The organism is Streptomyces sp. NPDC008125 (assembly GCF_042957125.1).
Classification (GTDB): domain Bacteria; phylum Actinomycetota; class Actinomycetes; order Streptomycetales; family Streptomycetaceae; genus Streptomyces.
The window spans coordinates 369,092-388,676 of the sequence record NZ_JBIBHR010000005.1; the positions used below are offsets into that span (position 1 = coordinate 369,092).

Annotated in this window: 11 protein-coding genes and 1 pseudogene; 8 read left to right on the forward strand and 4 right to left on the reverse strand. The window is 72.3% G+C overall.

All coding sequences use genetic code 11. The features are described 5' to 3' along the window. Window positions 1-2 precede the first annotated feature (2 nt). The 8 genes from eccB (at window position 3) to ACFZAX_RS11485 (ending at window position 13,928) form a co-directional block, all read left to right on the forward strand. A complete protein-coding gene (gene eccB, locus ACFZAX_RS11450; protein WP_390960874.1) occupies window positions 3-1,394 on the forward strand; it encodes a type VII secretion protein EccB in 1,392 nt (463 codons plus the stop codon). Window position 1,395: 1 nt separating this feature from the next. Next, complete coding sequence (locus tag ACFZAX_RS11455; protein ID WP_390960875.1) at window positions 1,396-4,248, forward strand: hypothetical protein; 2,853 nt, start codon at window positions 1,396-1,398, stop codon at window positions 4,246-4,248. A 4-nt stretch (window positions 4,249-4,252) separates the two neighbouring features. Then, a complete protein-coding gene (locus ACFZAX_RS11460; protein WP_390960876.1) occupies window positions 4,253-7,600 on the forward strand; it encodes a right-handed parallel beta-helix repeat-containing protein in 3,348 nt (1,115 codons plus the stop codon). A gap of 153 nt (window positions 7,601-7,753) precedes the next feature. Then, window positions 7,754-8,098 (forward strand): hypothetical protein, encoded by a 345-nt coding sequence (locus ACFZAX_RS11465; protein ID WP_266712263.1) that lies wholly within the window; start codon window positions 7,754-7,756, stop codon window positions 8,096-8,098. 324 nt (window positions 8,099-8,422) lie between these two features. After that, window positions 8,423-8,713 (forward strand): hypothetical protein, encoded by a 291-nt coding sequence (locus ACFZAX_RS11470; protein WP_390960878.1) that lies wholly within the window; start codon window positions 8,423-8,425, stop codon window positions 8,711-8,713. A gap of 2 nt (window positions 8,714-8,715) precedes the next feature. Further along, window positions 8,716-9,270 carry a hypothetical protein gene (locus ACFZAX_RS11475; RefSeq protein ID WP_390960879.1) on the forward strand — a complete coding sequence of 185 codons (555 nt, stop codon included), beginning with the start codon at window positions 8,716-8,718 and terminating at the stop codon, window positions 9,268-9,270. A 224-nt stretch (window positions 9,271-9,494) separates the two neighbouring features. Next, window positions 9,495-12,644 (forward strand): hypothetical protein, encoded by a 3,150-nt coding sequence (locus ACFZAX_RS11480; RefSeq protein WP_390960881.1) that lies wholly within the window; start codon window positions 9,495-9,497, stop codon window positions 12,642-12,644. Window positions 12,645-13,037: 393 nt separating this feature from the next. After that, on the forward strand, window positions 13,038-13,928 hold the full coding sequence (locus tag ACFZAX_RS11485; RefSeq protein WP_390960882.1) for an LPXTG cell wall anchor domain-containing protein: 891 nt from the start codon (window positions 13,038-13,040) through the stop codon (window positions 13,926-13,928). Between the two features lie 105 nt (window positions 13,929-14,033). On the opposite strand, the gene ACFZAX_RS11490 is transcribed toward ACFZAX_RS11485, so the two are convergent. The 4 genes and pseudogenes from ACFZAX_RS11490 to ACFZAX_RS11505 all read right to left on the reverse strand — a co-directional run bounded on the left by ACFZAX_RS11490 (window position 14,034) and on the right by ACFZAX_RS11505 (window position 19,465). Then, on the reverse strand, window positions 14,034-14,804 hold the full coding sequence (locus ACFZAX_RS11490; protein WP_390961014.1) for a polysaccharide lyase family 7 protein: 771 nt from the start codon (window positions 14,802-14,804) through the stop codon (window positions 14,034-14,036). Window positions 14,805-15,866: 1,062 nt separating this feature from the next. Further along, a pseudogene (locus ACFZAX_RS11495) lies at window positions 15,867-16,247 on the reverse strand (cysteine/serine endopeptidase inhibitor); the annotation flags it as partial. 746 nt (window positions 16,248-16,993) lie between these two features. Beyond that, window positions 16,994-17,992: an ester cyclase gene (locus ACFZAX_RS11500; RefSeq protein ID WP_390960883.1), complete on the reverse strand. Its 999-nt coding sequence runs from the start codon at window positions 17,990-17,992 to the stop codon at window positions 16,994-16,996. Window positions 17,993-18,118: 126 nt separating this feature from the next. Beyond that, window positions 18,119-19,465 (reverse strand): MFS transporter, encoded by a 1,347-nt coding sequence (locus ACFZAX_RS11505; RefSeq protein ID WP_390960884.1) that lies wholly within the window; start codon window positions 19,463-19,465, stop codon window positions 18,119-18,121. Window positions 19,466-19,585: the final 120 nt, after the last annotated feature.

The window sequence follows — 19,585 nt, forward strand, 5'->3', positions numbered from 1 at the left end:
TCGTGCAAAGCCGCCGCGACCACGTCCACGCGTACCAGTTCGCCACCGGGCGGCTCGCCGCAGCCCTGGTGACCGGAGAACCCGCGACCGGCGAGCCACCGGCCCGGCGCAGCGTCGTCGGTACGGTCATCGGGATGGTCCTCGCCCTGCTCGCCTGCGCCGGGTTCGCCGTCTACGGCCTGATCAAACCGGGCGGGAACACCGCCTGGGCCCAGCCGAACGCCATCGTCGTGGAGAAGGAGACCGGCACCCGCTTCCTCTACCTGGACGGCGTCCTGCACCCGGTGGCCAACTACGCCTCCGCGCTGCTCGGCGCGTCCGGCTCCCGGGCCGGCACCGACGTGCGGACCGTCTCCCGCAACTCCCTGGGCGGGACGCCGCGCGGGAGCGAGGTCGGAATTCCGGGGGCGCCGGACTCCGTACCCGCCGGCCCGGCGCTCCTCACCGGAGCGTGGTCCCGGTGCCTGACCCCCGGCCGGGCCGGCGGCGAGGCACTCGACTTCGCTCCCTCCGACGGCGCCGCCCCCGCCCGCGCCGCGGCCGGGCGCCGCATCCTGCTGACCGACGGCGACGGCGCCTCGTACCTGCTCTGGAACGGCACCCGGTACGCACTCGGCGGCCGTTTCGCACTGGTGGCGATGGAACTCGACGGCCAGGACCCGCTCACCGTCCCCGGCTCCTGGCTGCCGGCCCTGCCGTCGGGCCCCGTCCTCGACGCCGCCTCCGTCCCGGACCGCGGCAAGCCGGGCCCCAGCATCGGCGGGCAGGCCACCACCGTCGGCCAGGTGTTCACCACCGGTGCCGACGGCACCACGCCCGCCCAGTACTACGTCCTGCGCGACGACGGACTGGCGCCGATGAACCGGACCGAATACCAGCTGATGGCCACCGGTTCCGGGCAGGGCTCACCCCGCCGGGTGAGCCGCGCCGATGTCGCCGCGGCCCCCGGCTCCCCGGACCGCACGCTGCTGCACCGGCTGCCCGACTTCCTCTCCGGCCCCCTCGCCCGGCCGGGCGAGGGCACCGTCTGCCTGCGCCAGCTGGCCGCCGACGGTACGGTGCACACCACGGTGACCTGGGAGCGGACACCCCCCGCCGGGGCCGGAGCGGTCACCGTCCCGGTCGGGGCAGGGCTGCTGGTGCAGGACCTCGCCGCCTCGTCCCGGACGGCCACGCCCCCGACCTACCTGGTGACCGACCTGGGCCTGAAGTACCCGATGACGGACCCGGCCACCCTGTCCGCCCTCGGGTACGGCAGCGGCCAGGCACGCCCCGTCCCCGGAGCCGTACTCGACCTGCTGCCCACCGGCCCGACGCTGTCCCGCGCAGCGGCCCTCACCGCCGTGACCACCGCGTCGCCACCCCCGGCACCCGCCCCCTCGAAGGGCCCCTGAGATGGCGCTCGGCCTGAAGAGCCGGCGGACCGCAGAGACACCGGACCTGGACAGCCACCGGACCGGCCACGTCCTGCTGGTCCACGCCCGGGGTGCCCTGGACGAGCAGGCGCTCGCCTTCGCCGGAGGCCTGCCCGAGGACCCCGAGCACCACCTCGTGGTCCTCGACCTGCCCGCCGGCTTCACCGACGCCGGGTGGCCGCGGCTCGCCCGCCTCCTCGGCCGTCGCACCGGCGACTACCGCCTCGTCTTCGGCCGCCGACCGACCGGCGGTGTGCTGCCGCTCGGGCAGTGGCTGGCCGACCGGCTCGACCGCACGGTGCTGGTCGCCGACGGCGCGGTGACCCCGGCCGCCGGAGGCGTTCTCTACGTCCCCGTCGACAGCGGCTCCGGCTGGGTACGGTTCCGCCCGGGCCGGCCCGGGCGGCCGGTGTCCCGCCGCTTCCCCAAACCCGTCTGGGAGTTCTCGGTCGCCGACCAGCCCTGGCACACCAGCGACCACGCGGTCGCCGACCCGCTGCCGAGCGGCGTGTGGCTGCACCCGGTGGAACCGGAGACCCGGATCCCCGCCCACCGCGCCAGGCTGGAAGCCCGGCTGGCGTGCCGGCGCGAACTGCTCACCGTCGTCCTGGGCTGCCCCGGAACACCGGCACTGGAACTCGACGACGTCTGCCGCTTCTGGGCATCGGTACTGCCCGGCGCCCGCCCCCAGGTGCGGTTCTTCCCGTACGGGCCGCTCGCCGCGCCGGGGGAGGGCACGTCCGGCCAGGCACTGGCCGACCGCCTCGACTCCCCGGTGGTGCTCTACAACGGGATGCCGGTCGGCCGCGCCCTCTGGGAGGCACCGCAGGTCCACGCCGTCGACACGGACGGGACACTCGGCTTCGCCGCCTTCGCGAAGGAACTGCGCTACCTCCCGGCACGGATGACCGGGGGACAGCCGGCCGCACCCGCCGTACTCAGCCACCGTCCGGTGGTGGACGGCATCCCGCAGGTCGCTCCCGGCGTCTACCGCTACGCCCCCGACGCGGTCCTGGAAGTGATACCCGGCGGCCTCTGGATGCGTCCCCCCGAGGAGCCGGACGAGGCCCCCGTCGTCCGCTCGGTCCCCGCCGACCCCCGTCACTTCCACCTCGTCCACGGCACCGTGGCACGGGCCGGCGGACGCATGCGGGAACTCGCGGAGAACCTGCTCGACCGGATGGACCCGGTCACCCGGCGGCTCGCCCGACTGGTGCCGGCGACCCGGATGGTCCAGGAGAGCAGCGCGTTCCGCCTGCCGACGGCGCTCACCGCCGCCCCGCCACCGGAGGCCCCGGCGCGGTTGCTCGCGCCGACGGAGCCGCCGGTCGTCCCGGCGCCGCCCGATGTCCCGGAGCCGTCGGTGACGCCCGTGACGTCGGAGTCCTACAGTGCGGTGGAGTTGTACGCGGCCGTCGTGCCGGGCCCCGGGACGCGCGTGGTCGTCCATGCCCCGGCCGCCACGCCGGAGGTGAAACCGCCCGTCTCGTCCGTACCCCTGGGTCCCGCCGCGACAGGCCGGGCCGCCCTTCGGGCCGGGACCGCCGTCGCCCCTGCGGCCGGGACCGCCGTGGCCCACGTACCGGCGCCGCCGGCTGCCACCCCCGGTGCGCTGTGGGAGATGCCCGCAGCCACCTCCGCGGGAGCTCCGGCGCCGGAAGCGTACGCCCCTGACGTCTACCCGCCGCCCGGGGCAGCGGCCGAGCCGGTCGCCCGCAGCGCGGCCCCGGCACCGGACACCACCGACGCACCGGACACCACCGACGCACCGGACGCCCCGGCCACGCCCCCGCCCGGCGGTCGGCCCCCCGCCCCGTTCGTGCCGTCGTTCAGGCTGGTCTCCGCTCCCGGCACCGCGTCGGCCCCCGTACCGACGAGCCCACCCGGACCCGCCGCCGACCGCACCACCGGACCCCCCGCCCCCCGGCCGGCCCCGCCCGCACCGGAGCCCGCGAGCCCCTCGGCGCCCGCCGGTCCCGTACCGGCGGCGGCGGTCGGCCCTCGTCCACAACCGGTGCCGTCCACGGCCGCCTGCGCACTGCCACCGACCAAGGGCATCGCCCGGGAACGTGAGTGGCTGCGCGGAGCCTTCCGACAGCAGTACAACGACATCGGTGGCGCGGTCGCCCGGGTCCTCTCCCAGTCGCCCGGTCTGCGGGGCACCGACCGGACCTCCACCGAGGACGTCCTCACCGACTTGGTGGCGGCCCGGCTCTACCTGCGCGGCGACGGGGCCCTGCTCGACGACGCCGTCCGCGGCGCCACCGTCGGGCCCCACGTACCCCTGGCCCGCTGCGTCACTTCGGGGCTGCGCCGACTGCCTTCCTACCGGGGCGCCACCCTGATGCGCGCCACCCTCGACGAGGCCGAGTGGACTTGGTACGCGGCACGGCGGCTGGTCACCGAGTGGGGCTTCGGCTGGGCCCTGACCTCGGCCGCCCCGGAACTGCCGGGCGACACCGACGTCCTGGTCTGGTCGACGACCGCGCGCCGCACCGCCCTGCTCGACCCGGAGCCCGCGGACCGGGTGCTCTTCCTTCCCGGCACCAGCTTCAAAGTCCTGACCGCCCGGGACGGGGAGCGCCGCACGGTGCTGCTGCGCGAACTCTCCGCCTCCGAGATCGACGCCGACGGCCGGGTCGACACCGGACACACCCCTCTGGACGAGATCGCCCTGTCCGGACTCGACCTGGCCGACCAGGCATGGCGGGCCAGGGCAGCGGACACCGTGCCGACGCTGCCGGACGCGGTCCGCGGCAGGTTCGGCGTCCCCCCGGGGCTCCTCGTCGGCTCCCGCCCCGCCGCACCGAACCCACTTCCGGAAAGAGGATGACGACATGAGCCGGCAGATCCTGCTGGTCTCCCAGGACGGGACCGCCCCCTACCGCACGATCGGCGCCGCCTTGGCCGCGGCCGCCGACGGCGCGCTGATCACCATCTCGGCGGGCACCTACCGGGAGTCCCTCGTCGTGAACCGGGTCGTCACCCTCGCCGCCGGAGCCGCCGGCGTCCGGATCGACGGGGGCGGCGCCGGCGCCGTGGTGATCGACGCGGAGGCGGCCCGGCTGTCCGGCCTCGTCCTGGAAGGCGGCAGCGAGCAGACCCCGGTCGTGGAGGTGCGCCGCGGCGAGGCCGCCCTGGAGGAGTGCACGGTCTCCGGCAACGCGTGGGCGGGAATCCTGGTCTGGCACCAGGGCACCCTCATCGCCCGTTCCTGCCGGGTGTCGGGCCCCGGCGGGGCTGGGATCGTGGTCACCTCGACCGGCGCCAACGTCATCGAGGGCACCATGGTCGGCCAGACGCTCTCGTCCGCGGTCGTGGTCGCCGAACGCGGCCGGCTGACCGTCCGTGACTGCCGGCTCGACCAGGCCGGAGGCAACGGCGTCTGCGTCAACGGGCAGGCCCACGGCATCGTCGAGGGCACCCGTATCACCGGCAGCGGCCAGCCGGCCGTGGTGGCCGAGCAGAACGGCCGTCTGGAACTCACCGGGGTCACCGTCTCCGGCAGCGCCGGTCTCGACGCCTATCTGACGAGCGGCGCCGAAACCACCCTGACCGACTGTTCCTTCACCGGCTCCGGCGGCGAGTCCGTGCTCGTCGCCGGAGGGGCGGCACCCACCTTGCGCGGCTGCTCCCTGTCCGGCGCCGCCCGCGACGGGCTGCGGATCACCGAGAAGTCGAGTCCGCTCCTGGAGGACTGCGAGATCTCCGCGACGCCGGTCGGCGTGCTGGTGGACGCGTCCAGCCGGCCGGTACTGCGCGGCCTGACGGTACGCGGAACCGACCGCGGCCTGCTGGCCGTCGACGGCGCCGTCGTCCAGGGCGAGCGGCTGACGGTGGCCGCGCGCTCCACCGGCGTTCTCGCCAAGGGCCGGGCGGAGCTCCACCTGCGCGAGTCGGAGGTGTCGACGGAAGGCCAGGGCGCCGCCGTCGAGCTGGCCGAAGGCGCCACGGGCCGCTTCCACGAGGTGCGGGTGCGCGCCGCGGGCGGCCCGGGTCTCACGCTCACCGGGGCTTCCGCCGTCGTCGAGTCCTGCGTGGTGGTGGACTCCGGGATGTCCGTAGGCGCCGACGCGCACCTCGAACTGAAGGACACCGAGGCCGGCGGTTCGGACACGGACGGCATCCGGGTGGCCGGCGGAGGCAGCCTCACCGCCGTGGGCTGCCGGGTGCACGGGTCCCGCGGACACGGGGTGCACCTCCAGTCCACCTCCCGCGCGGAGTTGGACCACTGCGTCGTGTTCGACAACGCGGGGGACGGCGTCCGCGTCAACACCGAGGAGCCGGTACGCGTCCAGAGCTGCGAGATCCGGGACAACGGGGGTCAGGCGCTGCACCGGATGAGGTCCGACGCGCGGCTCACCGTCGTCGACGTGACCGGTACGGAGGACTTCTCCGGTCCCGGCCCGGGGGACGCGGACGACACCGGGGCGCGGCCCGCGTGGGAACCGCGGGCGCCGGACGAAGGCGGCACCGGTGCGCAGCCGCGCGCCCGGCACACCGGAACGGGACCACTGGCCGAGATGGACGCGCTGGTCGGACTGGAGAGCGTCAAACAGGAGGTCACCGGACTCATCAACCTGAACAAGATGACCCGGCGCCGCGAGGAGATGGGCCTGCCCATGCCTCCGATGAGCCGCCACCTGGTGTTCGCCGGCCCCCCCGGCACCGGCAAGACGACCGTCGCCCGGCTGTACGGCGCGGTCCTCGCGGAGCTCGGCATCCTCAGCAAGGGCCACATCGTTGAGGTGTCCCGCGCCGACCTGGTCGCGCAGATCATCGGCGGCACGGCCATCAAGACCACCGAAGTCGTCAACCGGGCGCTCGGCGGCGTGCTGTTCATCGACGAGGCGTACACCCTGACCAACCAGTCCAGGGGCACCGGCCCGGACTTCGGGCAGGAGGCCGTCGAAACCCTGATGAAGCTGATGGAGGACCACCGGGACGAGATCGTCGTCATCGTCGCGGGCTACTCCGCGCAGATGGACCAGTTTTTGGCCTCCAACCCCGGCATGGCGTCCCGCTTCTCCCGGACGGTGGAGTTCCCCAACTACACGGTGGACGAACTGGTCACCATCGTCCGCGGGTTGTGCGGCAAGCACTACTACGAGCTGACGGACGACGCACTGGCGGCGGTGGCCGGCTACTTCGAACGCACCCCCAAGGGGCCGACCTTCGGCAACGGGCGGGTCGCCCGCCAGCTCTTCGAGACGATGATCAGCAAACAGGCGTCGCGCCTGGCCATGTCTCCGCCCGGCAGGGACTCCGAGCTGAGCCGGCTCACCGGGGCGGATGTCGAGACGGTGCCCGAAGCGGACCCGCCGGTCCAGGAGGAGGCCGACGCGGTCGCCCTTGAGCAGGGCCCGGCGGGCGGGGCGGCGACAAGCACCGCGCTCACGAGGATCTCCGCATTGATCGGTCTCGACGAGGTACGCCGGGCACTGGAGCCCGGTCTCGCCGCCCTGGCCACCGCGCACCGGGCCGGCACGATGCCGGCCGAGGCGGCCAACCTGGTCCTCGCGGGAGCGGAGGGCAGCGGACGCGACGCCGTCGCGGTGCTCTACGCCAAGGCCCTCGCCGAACTCGGTGTCCTCCCGGCCGGCACCGTGCACCGGGCCCAGCTGTCCGCCATGCCGGCCCGCTGGCCCGGACAGGCCCAGGCGTACGTTTCGGGGCTGTTCGAGGAGGCGGCCGGCGGACTGCTGCTGCTGGAGCTCGACCGGGACTTCTCCGGGCGGCCGGCCGAGGAACGCACCGCCCTCGTCACGGCGCTCGCCGCCACGATTCCGGACCGTGCCGGCACGGCGGTCTCCCTGTCCGCCGATCCGGAACAGCTCGGTGGCCTGCTGTCCGGTCCGGAGGGGCGCCGGCTCGCGGCCTGTTTCGCGGGACGGCTCGATTTCACGCCGTATACGGCCGAGGAGCTGGCGCGGCTGGCGGCACGGCGCCTGACAGCGCTCGGCTTCGACGTGGCGGACGAGGTGGTAGGTGCCCTGGCCGAACGATTCTCCCGAACGCCGCCGACGGGCGGGGCGTTCGGCGCCCACCTGAGCGCCGAACAGGTGGCCGACGCCGCCATGTCCCGGACGATCGGCCCCGCGAGTCTCCCCGGCCCGCCAGGAGGCCTGCCGCCGACCCCGGAGACGGACGGGCTGGACGGGGCGGTCGCGGTGGCTGTGGCGTAACCGGGTGTTCGCCCCCGGGTCACAGGGGCAGGGGGTGTGTCACACCGGGCAGGGCGGGGCGGTTGAGCTGTCACCACCTCAGAGGTGCGGGCAGGATAACCACCACGGAGTGAAAGCTCCATCAATCACACCAAATCGTGCGGAGGTTCCGTAATGGCCACAGGTTCCGGACTTGAGGCTTTTGACAGCGAGGGCATGCAGAAGTCGGGCCAGGTTCACCTGTCGACTCTGGAGAGCCACCGCGCGTCGTCCGACAGGATGCAGGCCCTGACGGCGGAGGCGGAGGCCGGCTGGACGGGAGAGGCCGGCGCCAACTTCGCCAACGCGATGACCGCCTGGCTGGCGAACTACAAGATCGTGGGCAGCGTGCTCGACCAGATGCACGAACGCATCGTGGCGAACCACTCGGCCCTGGCGAGCACGCACGAGACGACCACCCAGGCCACCGCACGCGTCGGCGCGACCATGGCGGAGCCCATCGGGCTCACCGGCTTCTAGGAGATCGCTGAAGAGCTTGCTCCGGTCGACCGGAGCGCGCCGATGTGCCCGCGATGCCGGCGCACGCCGGCTTGATCGCAAGGTCTCCAGGCTTTCCCGGGCGGTGTTCCAAGAGTCCCGCCTGCCCGGCGATGTCTGGCACGCGCGCTCGCCGCGCTGTCGGGACCGCCCCGGTACATCCGGTGTCGGGGCGACCCTCCGCCTTGCGACCGCACGCCCCCGACGCCGTCGGACCCCGTTCGGGACGGACGGCGCTACGTGCGAAACGCGCCCTGCGCGCAGGCCGCACCTCACCACGCACTCACTCGAAAATGGAGGAAAAGCATGTCGACTTACATGATCAACTGGGCTGCCGTCAACGAGGTGCTCGACCAGCTGACGACCGTCCAGACGGAGATCGAAACCCTGAACGAGCAGTTCGCCTCGGGCAACACCGCGGCCCTCGCCGGCTGGGACAGCTCCGTCAAGGAGCTGTTCGACGCGAACAAGGCCCAGTGGAACCAGGCCACCGCGAACATGGGGGCGCTGGCCCAGCAGGCCCAGAGCGCGGCCGCCTCCTGCCGTGACGACTACGTCTCCGCCGTCAACTACGGCACCCAGCTCTGGAGCAAGTAGCCATGCCTCCCGAACCGGCTTCGACGGATCCCCAGGCATGGGACCCCACGAGCGTGCACAGCCCGGCCACCGTCTCCGGGCCGACGACGGGCGGCACGCCGGACCCGCCGCACGTGCCCAAGGGCGGCGGAAACTCGGGCCCTGAGGTCGTGAACACCGCCTCTCTTGACCTGTTCGCGAAGAACATCGAGCTCCTCGTGCCGATGGTCATCGCGGCACGTGACCGCGTCCAGGCGATGGCCACGGTGCAGCCGGGCGCCTTCTTCGACGCCTACCAGCTGCGGACCGCGACCTCGGGGGCCAACGGCGGCGAGGGCCTGCAGGGGCGCTACTACAAGATCCTGTACGACCTGGCCGAGGGACTCGCTGACATCGCCAACGGCGCCAAGCTGATGAGCAAGAAATACACCTCCACCGAGGAACTCAACAAGGTGAAGACGAAAGAGCTCAACGAGCTCTTCTCCGACGCGTCGTCGGACTTCAAGCAGCTGGCGGCCGACAGCGGTCTCACCGTCAACCAGCCCGATACGACGAAGACCCCGACCACCACCACGTAGGACCTGTCGGGCGGTTCTCCGCCGGGCGGGCAGCACCCACCGGCCACCCCTGAACAACAGCGGCATCACCGGAAGTCCGGTCGTGGACCGCACGGACGCCGGCTCCACCGGACACCCCGGCGGAGCCGGCGGTCGTGCGCACTCCGCGGGTCCGGCGTCCGGTACCCCAGCAACCGTCGAAGCGACGTCCCGGCGGTCGAGGCTTCGGACGAGAGCGCAGGCACATGCCCGACGACTACAACACCACCGGATTCCAGCAGGACGACAGCGGGATCTACGGCGACACCAAGAACCAGGGCTCCAGGTCCGACTACGACAGCTGGGACTGGAAGCAGATCATGGCCGCCGTCACAGGCGGCTCGAACATGACCCCGGGCGCCGGCGGGGAAGCCCGGGCGTCCTCGGTGTCCAACCCGCAGACCCTGATGACGGCGGCGAACGAATTCCAGTACGTGCAGGAAGTCATGGAGATGGTCGGCAAGAGCCTCGCCGACCAGGCCAAGGCGCTGGCGGGAGGGAAGGGCGCGCCGTGGCAGGGCGCCGCGGCGGACGCCTTCGCGGACACCATGACGACCTTCTCCAAGGAGGTCCTCTCCAACGCGGCCGCCCTCGCCGGCGGTTCCACCGGCACTCCGGTCGGGCAGAGTCTCGTCGCAGGTTCCAACTCCCTGACCTTCGCCCAGGCCCAGATCCACGCCATCGACACCTGGTACGCCAACGAGGCGATCAGGGTCGGCGTCGTCCCCATGGCCAACGGCCTCATCCCGGTCAGTCAGCGTCCGGACATCGTCGAGATGATGACCAACGACATGCGGTCCGTGCTGAAGTCCCTCGCGAACAACTACTCGACCGTCACCCAGTCCCTGAACAACGTGAAGCCCAAGGCCGTCACACCGCCCACCAGCGACCCCGCGAGCACGGGCGACGGCAAGAACGACGACAAGGACCTCGACCAGCTCAAGGGGGCCGGCGGAGGCCAGAACGGCATCAAATCCCCCGATCTGAACACCGGCACCGGAGGCGGTTCCGGGGGAGGCACCGGCGGCGGCATCAACACTCCCGATCTCTCGACCCTCGGCGGCGGCGGCGGCGGTGGCGGTACGGGCGGCACCGCGAACCCGTACACCGGAGGTACCGCCTCCCCGGACCTGGCCACCGGTTCGGGGAGCGGGATCAGCACCCCGGACCTGGCGACGCTGGGGACGGGCGACGGTTCGGGTATCGGCGGCACCGCGAACCCGTACACGGGCGGCCTGACCTCCCCGGACCTGGCCACCGGCGGGAACGGGATCGGTTCGCCGGACCTGGCGACGCCGGGCACCGGGGACGGTACGGGTATCGGCGGTACCACGAACCCGTTTTCGGGCGGCACCGCGACCCCGTACACGGGGGGCAGCGGACTGCCGGCGCTGGGCGCCGGATCGACCGTCGCCCCCTACACCGGGACGTTGAACCCCGCCCTGGACGACGTACTCAACCCGTCGACCGGCACGGCGGGCACCGGCACCCCGGCCGCCTTCCCCCTCGGCGGACTGGGCGGTATACCGTCGGCGTCCACCGGCACCCTGAACTCCTCCGGCTCCGGCCAGAACCTGAGCGAGCTGCCGGACGCCTGGACGGGTTCTTCCACCACACCCGACCTGCCCGGAGTCACTCCCGCGAGTTTCCCGGGCACCGGCACAGCCGTGGCTGGACTGCCGGAAGGCTTCTCCCCCTCCGCGATGCCCACCTCCGGCCTCGTCTCCGCACCCGGTCTGTCGGGGGATGGTGTGGGTGGTTCGGGTATGCCGATGATGCCGATGTCTCCGGGTGTGGGGGCGGGTGCGGCTGGTGCGGGTTCTGGTGCGGAGCGTCCGGACGCGGCGGGTCTGCTGGGTGGTGCGGGTGTGGTGCCGTGGGCGTCTGCGGGTGGGTTGGACGATGTCGTGCCGGTGGCGGGTGCTGTTGCGGGTGGTGCGGAGTTGGGTGGTGTTCCGGCGGCGTTCGAGGGTGTTCCGGGGGCGGGTGTTCCGGTGGCGGGCGCGTCCGGTCTGTCGGGGGATGGTGTGGGTGGGTCGGGTATGCCGATGATGCCGATGTCTCCGGGTGTGGGGGCGGGTGCGGCTGGTGCGGCTTCTGGTGCGGAGCGTCCGGACGCGGCGGGTCTGCTGGGCGGCGAGGGCGTGGTGCCGTGGGCGGAGCAAGGCGCTCAGGGGACGACGGAAGACCTCCCCGTCGCAGGCGCGCCGTCCGGCGGCGCGGGCCTCACCGGGCCCGGCGTCTCCGCGTCCGCCACGGAGGGCGCGTCCACCGCGGCGGCAACCGGGGTACCCATGATGCCGATGATGCCCGGCGCGAGCTCCGCCGGCGCCGCGACGAGGGGCAACGCGGAAAGCGAACGGCCCGACAGTGCCGGGCTGTTGGGTGGCCCGGCCACCTCGTGGCTGCCCCACCCCTCGGAACGGACCGACGAGGCGGCCTCCGCGGGCGCTGCGGCCGGCGGGGCCGTACTGCACGGGCTGACGGAGCCGGGCACCCGCGTGCCCACCGCCGCGACGGCCGACGACGGCTCCGCGGCCGGGGCGCCCGCTCCGGCACCGGGTGCGCCCACGGGCGCGGCGGACGGCGGGCCCGAGGCGTGGGGACCAGCAGGCGGCATGCCCATGATCGCCGGCGTGCCGCTGGGCGCCCCGGGGATCAACAGCGGCTCCGCCAGTACATCCGCAACGCCGGGTGCGGGACGCGGGGGCCAGGGCCGACCGGCCTCCGCCGGAGCCGCGGCGACCGCGGTAACGGCCACCGGCATCAGCGGCGAAGAGCCCGTGGCGCCCGCCCACCTGCCGGACGACCTCCTGGCACCCGCCCCCTTGCCGGACGACCGGATCGCCGTCGTCACACCCGAGGGGGACACCGACGACGTCTCTGCCTGGGACGTGGCCGCCGCCGGCTTCAGCCCTCTGCTGCTCGCGCTCGCAGGCCGCGGAGCGGCGGCCGACGCCGGTGACGAAGTCGGCGCCTCCCGTTACACCGTCGCCGATCCGGCGATGTGGGACGCCGAGGGAAGCGCCGCACAACTGGCCGAGCACGCTGTCGCACCCGCCCCGGACGCCTCCGCCACCGGGGACGACGGCCCGGAACTCACCACGTGGCGGCCGTCCCAGCGGCCCGCCCCCGCGTCGGGGACCGTCCAGCTCGCGGGGGCGGGAGAACCACCGCGGTCCGGAGACGGCGGCGACCCGGGGGACCGGCCCGCCGAACCCGACAAGGGCCCCGAAGGTTCCGGCGAAGACCCGGAGGAAGAGGAGAACGAGGAGACCGGCGCCGTCCAACTGCTGCGCCAGGACGCCTCCACCTGGGGGAACCGCCCCCAGGTGATCCCGGACTCCCTCGGCTGACGGGAAGGAGCACCGCGGATCAAGCGCCCTTTGCCCGGACTTTCGTGGGGCGGCCGGACCGCCGCGGCCCGCCCGCCACGGGGGTCTCCGGGGCAGGGCCTCTGGTTGGGACCGCGCCGGGTTCGCGTGCCCGGACCCGCCCCGACCCCGACGAAAGACCCTGGGAGGCATCGCGGGGGCAGGGTCCCCGGACGGAGGGGCAGAGATCGGGCGGGAACCGTTTCCGGACGGTGCGGCGGATGTGGAATGGCCACGCACGCGGACGACGGCCGGTGGCGAGAGCCGGTGACCACGAGGTTCGTCTCTCGGGACCACTTCTCCCGGCGCTCACAGGAACGACCGGCCGGTCCGCGGACGCAGCGTTCCCACTTCTCCGATGTACAGGAGCATTAGGTGCCCTCGCTCTTCCTCAGACGTTCCCGCAGCGCTGCCGCCGTTCTCGGGCTGGCCGTCGCGCTGCCCCTGTGCGGTGCCGGGTCCGCGCACGCGCACGACGCGCGCTCCTGCGACCGTATCGGCGTCGAATACACCTCCGACCGTGGACAGCACTGGTTCAACGGCGGTGTCATCGCGGGGGAAGCCCCTGCGACCAGGGTCGACGTGCGGCTCAAGGGCGAGCCGGCGGAGGGATGCCAGTACGTCGTCTCGCTCGCCTCGTACAGCACCGAGGGCCCGGACTGGGCGTCCTCGGGCACCCAGAAGTTCCTCGGCTGGGACAGCGTGGTCCTCACCAAGGACCTGGCGCAGACGGTCCTGGACGTCTCCGCGTTCACCCCCGAGTGCTTCGGGCAGATCGACCTCTACAGCGGCGACCGCAAGTACGACGGCACGGAAGCGCCGGTGCCGCACTACCCGGACTCCCAGATAGGTTCCCACCTCATCGCGCACTGGAACGGAGGCGCCGCCTGCACCCCCGCGCCCCCCGTCACTCCCACACCGGAGGCTCCGACGACGCCGCCCGCCACCACCCCGCCTCCCGGCACACCGACTCCGTCCGCCGGGACGCCGTCGCCGAGCGGGACGCCCACTTCCCCCTCCCCGGTCCCCACGCCGAGCGAGACCCCCGCCGGGAGCACCCCGACGCCTTCCGCCTCCACGACGCCCCCCGCGGCGGCCACCCGGGACGAGCCCCCCACCGACTCGACGGTCCCCGGCACTCTGGCGAGCACCGGCAGCGACAGCACCACCACCCTTGTGACGACCCTCGCGGCGATCGTCCTCGTGGCCGTGGGCGTCGGTCTGTACGTGTTCACCCGTCGCCGTCGCCAGGGGCTCGCCAACTGACCTTCGCCGAGGCGAAGCCGTTCCGACGTGCCGACGGCTGACCACGGGACGGACCGGGGCCCGACGCCACCAGGCGTCGGGCCCCAGTCTCTCCGTGCTGGCCGGTCAGCCGTGCGAGACGTCCAGCGCGTAGAACGCGACCTTGGCACCCTCCGTGCTGCTGTCCGACGCGGACTGGTTGTAGGCCCCCGCCTTGAAGTACTGCTGGTAGGACTTGAAGGAGTCGGCGATGGGGTAGTGGGTGGTGCTCCCGTCGACCGTGAGGTCGATGGTGTCGCCGCCCGACACGCCGATGGTGTAGCTCCACTTCTCGCCGACCGCCACATGCCCCACCGTGTGGGTGGTCTGGCCGCCCGAGGGCGAGTTCTCGGTGCCCAGGACGATGTCGCCGTTGGCGTGGTAGTACAGCTCCAGAAGCGGCTTGGTGGACGAGCCCCCTTCACCCAGGTGGATCTGCCCCACGCACACGTTGGACGACACGGACACCACGCGCAGGGTCGCGCTCATCCGGTGAGTGCCGTCGAGCGACCAGTTCGCACTGCCTCCGCCCGGGTTCATCTCCCGCAACTCCGACCGAGGCGACTTGGAGTTGGGCGTAGTGACGCCCTTCTCCGGTGACCAGAACGTCATGGCGCCGTCGTCGTCGGTGAAGAAGTACGCGTCCCGGTAACCGCTCTGGAGCTGCGACGAGGAGATGGTGGTCGGAGACCCGGGAGAGCCCACCGGTTCCTGGAGCTGCCAGATCGACAGGTCGATGCCGCCGCCGGTGCCGGCCTTCGGAGCCGCGTTGGTACCGCCCTCGTCGAGCCGGCTGCCGTCGTCCGGGAGTTCCGCCGTGGCGGAGGCGGAGGGCGTCGGCGTGCCGCTGCCCGCCACCGCCTGGCCGGTGACCGGCTTCGCGGCAGGCTCCACGCCAGGGCTGGTCGTGGTGACGGTCTCGAAAGTCTTCAAGAACTGGTAGTCGCTCTGCTCGGTGCCACTGCACGAATCGGAGAGCGTCCCGGCCTCCGGACAGGCTTGGTCGCGTCCCACCGCCCAGAACGCCAGCTGCCGGATGCCCTTGTCCACGGCGAAGGCGGCCAGCCGCTCGGCGTCGTCCGTGGTGAACGTCTCGCCAGGAGTGTCGTTCACCCCGATCATCGGCGTGTTGCCCTCCATCGCCCACAGTTCCTCGGACGACTTCGACGTCCAGATGCTGCCGAGCTGGTCGTGCAGTGCGGTGGCGGCGTCGATGGCCGTCTGCCCCATGTCACCCACCGCGGACCCGTAATCCATCGTCATGATGTTCACGAGCGACACCCGCAGGCCCGTACTCTCGGCGTCCTGCAGCATGGCCACACCGTCCGCCTCCAGGCCCTGCAACCCCGAAGGCAGCGTGAACTGCACGTCCAGCGGGTGACCCGCGGCCTCGGACTGCTCCTGCAACGCCGCCAGTGCCTGGTTACGACGGTGGTTCGCGGCGCTGTCGGCCAGCGCGGCGCCCTCGATGTCGAAGTCCAGCCGCGACAGGTCCAGCGCGTCCACGACGGTGCGGTACTGCTCCTGCAGGGCCGTCACGGAGTCGCACCCCTGCCCGAGCTCGGTCCCCGAGGCGCCGCCGAAGGACGCGATCACGTCGCCGCCCGCACCACGCAGCCCCTGCACGGCCGACAACCAGCCCGCGTCCGTGACCGGGGTGTTCCCGTTGAAGGTGGCCTTGCAGCCCCCGCCGTCCAGGACGAAGGCGAGCGTGGCGTGGCGGAGACCCGCCTGCCGCGCCCGGTCCAGGTCGGAGGGCGACCCCCACGTCTCCACGTACGGGGCCGCGTACCGGGAGGGCCAGCCCGCCCCGCCGGACGCCGGCGCGGCACTCGACTCCGGTTCGCCGGACGAGGAGGGGAGCGCGATGGCCTTACCGCCGTCGGTGACGAACTTCCAGGAAACGCCCTTGACGAGGCCCTTCTCCAGCGGGGCGAGCTTCTCGAACGCGGTCTGGCTGAGGTCGAGATGGCCGGCGTCGCACGAGGGACACATGTCTTTGACCGGCACCGTGATCGTCTTGCCGTCGTAGGTCACCTCGACGTCCACGCCGTCGCAGAGCCGGTCCTCGTTGGGGTTGGCGGACGTCCACCACGCGTGGGACACGGCGACGAGGTCCTCGGTGGCCGCGTCGACCTGGCTCCCGCACGCGCCGTATCCGCTGTCGTTGTAGTACGTCATCTGCCCGGAGACGGTCCGGGTACTGATCGGATCGTCGGCCAGTGCCAACGACACGCTTCCCAAGGTGACCGTCACCAGGGCGACAGCACCGCCCGCGATGATCCGATTCCGGATGGACACGCAATCTCCTGGTCACTCTGTTGGGGTGCGGATCGGCCTTCGGCTGAGCGCGCGACCGCCCCGGTACACCTGGTCCGGGCAGCACCGAGCCCGAACGGCCCGGGAAGGCTGCCGCGTCGACCGATCATCGGAGATGCGTGCGGGTATCACAGCGGTCCGCCGGGCCGTCTGCCCGGCGGGCCACTCACTCCGCCTCTTCGGCCACTCGGGGCGGCGGCGGGCCGGCCCCCAGCGGTCCGGCTTCGGCCCCGTCGAAGTAGGTCGCCGAGTCGCAGCGCAGGCGGGCGGAGGCACGTCCACAGTGGCGTGGGGCGACGTGGTTTCCCGGAGGCGGCGCGGTGAACCCGGCTTCGGCACGTGGAGAGTCATCGGGTGGCCAGTGACCGGGTGTCTGCGGCTGGAGGCCGGCACCGCCGCAGTCGTCGGCCGATGCCGAACTGACCAGAGAGCGCCGCGCTCTGCACGCTGCCGGACGGAGAAGCCGGCCTGACACAGGCCGGACGGAACGAGTCGAGCGCCTCCCGCGCTTGTCCCGCCCGCGGCAGAGTGTCGGCGGCAGAATGTTGGCGGCTGCCCATCGCACCGGCCCCAGACCAGGTTGGTGTCCCGGGAGCCTGCGCGCGCCGAGTGTCCTCGTCGGGGAGGAGGCCGCGCAAGTGATCAGGGCCGGCCGGTGACCGGACCGGTCGGGGGTTGCGGGCGGCCGCCACCGGAAGACCGGCGGCGGCCGCCCGGACCGAGGGTGCTCAGTAGATGTTGGCCTCGACCTGCGAGCCTTCATCGCGCCCGGCGTTGATCTGCGCGCGCAGTGAGATCTCGTCGTAGACACGGACCTCCTTGACGATGCGGCCCTCCTGGATCAGGAACTGCGAGACGCCGAGCACCGTGACCGGCTTGCCGGTGATCGGGCCGAAGGACGGGTTGCCGCGGTAGGTGCCGTGCATGGTCCACAGGACTGCCACGCGCAGGCCCGCGTAGCGCGGGGAGAAGTTGGTCTGGATGTCCCGGACCGCGAATCGTGCGTCGGGGAACGGGCCGACCATGGCAAGCAGATCGGCCTGGTAGCGCTCGGGCCGGATGACCGTCCGGTCGCCGATCGTATGGAGGAACAGGTCACGGTCCATGTAGTCGTGGACCTTGTTCAGCTGACGCTGCGTCCACACCTCGTCGATGAACCGGAGCACCATCTCGCACTCGGGACGGAACTCGTCCGGACGCTCACCGCTGACCCCGTTGACCAGCACGTCCTGTGGCGGCTCGTCGAGCATTGAGCCGCTGTACCCCTGGAAGGTCAGCTCGCGGGCCGCCTCGGCCGGGTCCTGGCCGCGCTGCAGACAGTCGGCGAGGTCGTCGCGCACGACCCACTCCTCCACCATCCGGCCACGCCGGTAGAGGCAGTTGGCCACGGTGCGCTTGCGGATGCGGATGTTGTGGCCGTCCACGAGGTGTTCGTCAGCGGAGAAGACCAGGTGCGAGCTGAGGAATGCGTCGTCGCCGCGCGCCTCCCACACCACGTCCTCGGCCTGGCCGATGTGGCCCGGCGTGCTGCCCATACGGATCGTGCTGCCCTCGATGACGCCGTCACGTCCGACGACGGTGCCGAGGCTGGCGTGCACGATCGAGTCGGGCTCGTAATTGTCGACGATGTGGGCGATGTCGCGGTCGACCCAGATGCGGTCGGTCACCTCGCGGATGAAGTCGTCCGGGTCCTTGTAGGGGAGGTACGCGACGGGGTCCAGGGTCATGGTGCTTTCCGTTCAGTGGTGTGCGTGAGCTGTGTGAATGCGTATGTATGCGGCTGGTCACGAGGGTAGCCGGGGACCATGCGGCCCGTTGGGGACCTGGGCCCACCAAGGTCACCGGTATGGGGCCTAGCGGGCGAACTTGTCCGCGCCGAGCTGACTCCGGTACGTCTCGGTCATGAAGGCGCTCACGACGGCCAGCGCCAGGAGCGCGCCCACCGCCAGATAGGCCCAGACGGCGAAAATGGTGCCGAAGGTGCTGACCAGCAGGGTCGCGACGAACGGCGTGGTGCCCATGAAGATGGAGAACGAGCTGTTGTACGCGATGGCGCTGGCGCTGAACCGGGTGCGGGTGGTGAACAGTTCGGCCGCGCAGACGGTCACGATGCCCGTGAGGAAGAACTCCGGCACGAGGTAGATGAGCTGGCTGGCCACGGCCGTTTTGAAGGTGCCGTGCTCGCCGACCATGAAGGCGATCGGGACCAGCACGATGCACGCGACGGCGCCGGTGATCAGCATCGGTTTGCGCCCGATGCGGTCCGACAGCATGCCGGCCAGCGGCAGCATCGGGATGAGGACGGCGATGGAGATGGCGTTCGAGGTGAGGGCCATCCACCGCGGCAGGCCGAGGGTGTCGGTCAGGTACTGGGGATAGAACGTGACCCAGGTGTAGGACAGGATCGCGAGCATGATCGAGATCCCGCAGAAGACCAGGATCGGCCGCCACTGCGAGCGCAGCGCCTCACGGATGGGGGCCTTGACGACATCCGTCCCCTCGTTGGTCGCGCGGACGAACTCCGGGGTCTCCTCGATATGCCGGCGCAGCCACACGCCGACCAGGCTGAGCGGGATCGCCAGCAGGAAGGGGAGCCGCCAGCCGTACGAGTCGAGGGCCTCGCCCTCGAACACCCAGCTGGTGAGGGCCGCCGTACCGGCGCCGGCGAGGGTGCCGACGAAGCAGCTGTTGGAGGCGTACGACGTGTAGTAGGCCCGCCGGTTCGGCTCCGCCCACTCCACGATGAACGCGACGGCTCCGACGTACTCGCCGCCGGAGACGGAGCCCTGGACGACGCGCAGCAGCAGGAGCAGCGCCGGGGCGCCGATGCCGATCTGCTGGTACGTCGGCAGTGCCGCGATCAGGGCGGTGGCCACGCCCATGGCGACGATGGTCCACAGCAGGGTCTTCTTACGGCCCACCCGGTCGCCCCAGCGGCCCACGAGGGTGCCGCCGAGCGGGCGGAACAGACAGGCGACGGCGATGATCGCGTATGTGCTGAGGACCGCCACGGTCCTGTCGCTCTCGGGGAAGAACGCCGGGGCCATGATCGGCGCCATGTAGCCGTACAGGCCGTAGTCGAACTGTTCGACGAAATTGCCTATGCTTCCCGCGCCGATCGCTCGGCGCACCGCCTTCCGCTTCTGCGGGTCGGCTCGGGGGGAGCTGACGGCTGGGGCGGGTGGCGCTGTGGCGGACATGGCTGCTCCGATCACGCGGGGACGAGGTGTGCATACGTATGGATTGAGGGGGCTGGTCGAGAACACTATGGACCCGGCTCCGGGGCGTCAAGGGTGGGCTGGGAGTGGTCCGGCGGGCCC

Excerpts from the sequence above, each read along its gene's own strand:
- ACFZAX_RS11505 (WP_390960884.1), bottom strand. The coding sequence starts at position 19,465 with ATGTCCGCCACAGCGCCACCCGCCCCAGCCGTCAGCTCCCCCCGAGCC.
- ACFZAX_RS11455 (WP_390960875.1), top strand. The coding sequence starts at position 1,396 with ATGGCGCTCGGCCTGAAGAGCCGGCGGACCGCAGAGACACCGGACCTG.
- ACFZAX_RS11465 (WP_266712263.1), top strand. The coding sequence starts at position 7,754 with ATGGCCACAGGTTCCGGACTTGAGGCTTTTGACAGCGAGGGCATGCAG.
- ACFZAX_RS11470 (WP_390960878.1), top strand. The coding sequence starts at position 8,423 with ATGTCGACTTACATGATCAACTGGGCTGCCGTCAACGAGGTGCTCGAC.
- ACFZAX_RS11480 (WP_390960881.1), top strand. The coding sequence starts at position 9,495 with ATGCCCGACGACTACAACACCACCGGATTCCAGCAGGACGACAGCGGG.
- ACFZAX_RS11460 (WP_390960876.1), top strand. The coding sequence starts at position 4,253 with ATGAGCCGGCAGATCCTGCTGGTCTCCCAGGACGGGACCGCCCCCTAC.
- ACFZAX_RS11475 (WP_390960879.1), top strand. The coding sequence starts at position 8,716 with ATGCCTCCCGAACCGGCTTCGACGGATCCCCAGGCATGGGACCCCACG.
- ACFZAX_RS11500 (WP_390960883.1), bottom strand. The coding sequence starts at position 17,992 with ATGACCCTGGACCCCGTCGCGTACCTCCCCTACAAGGACCCGGACGAC.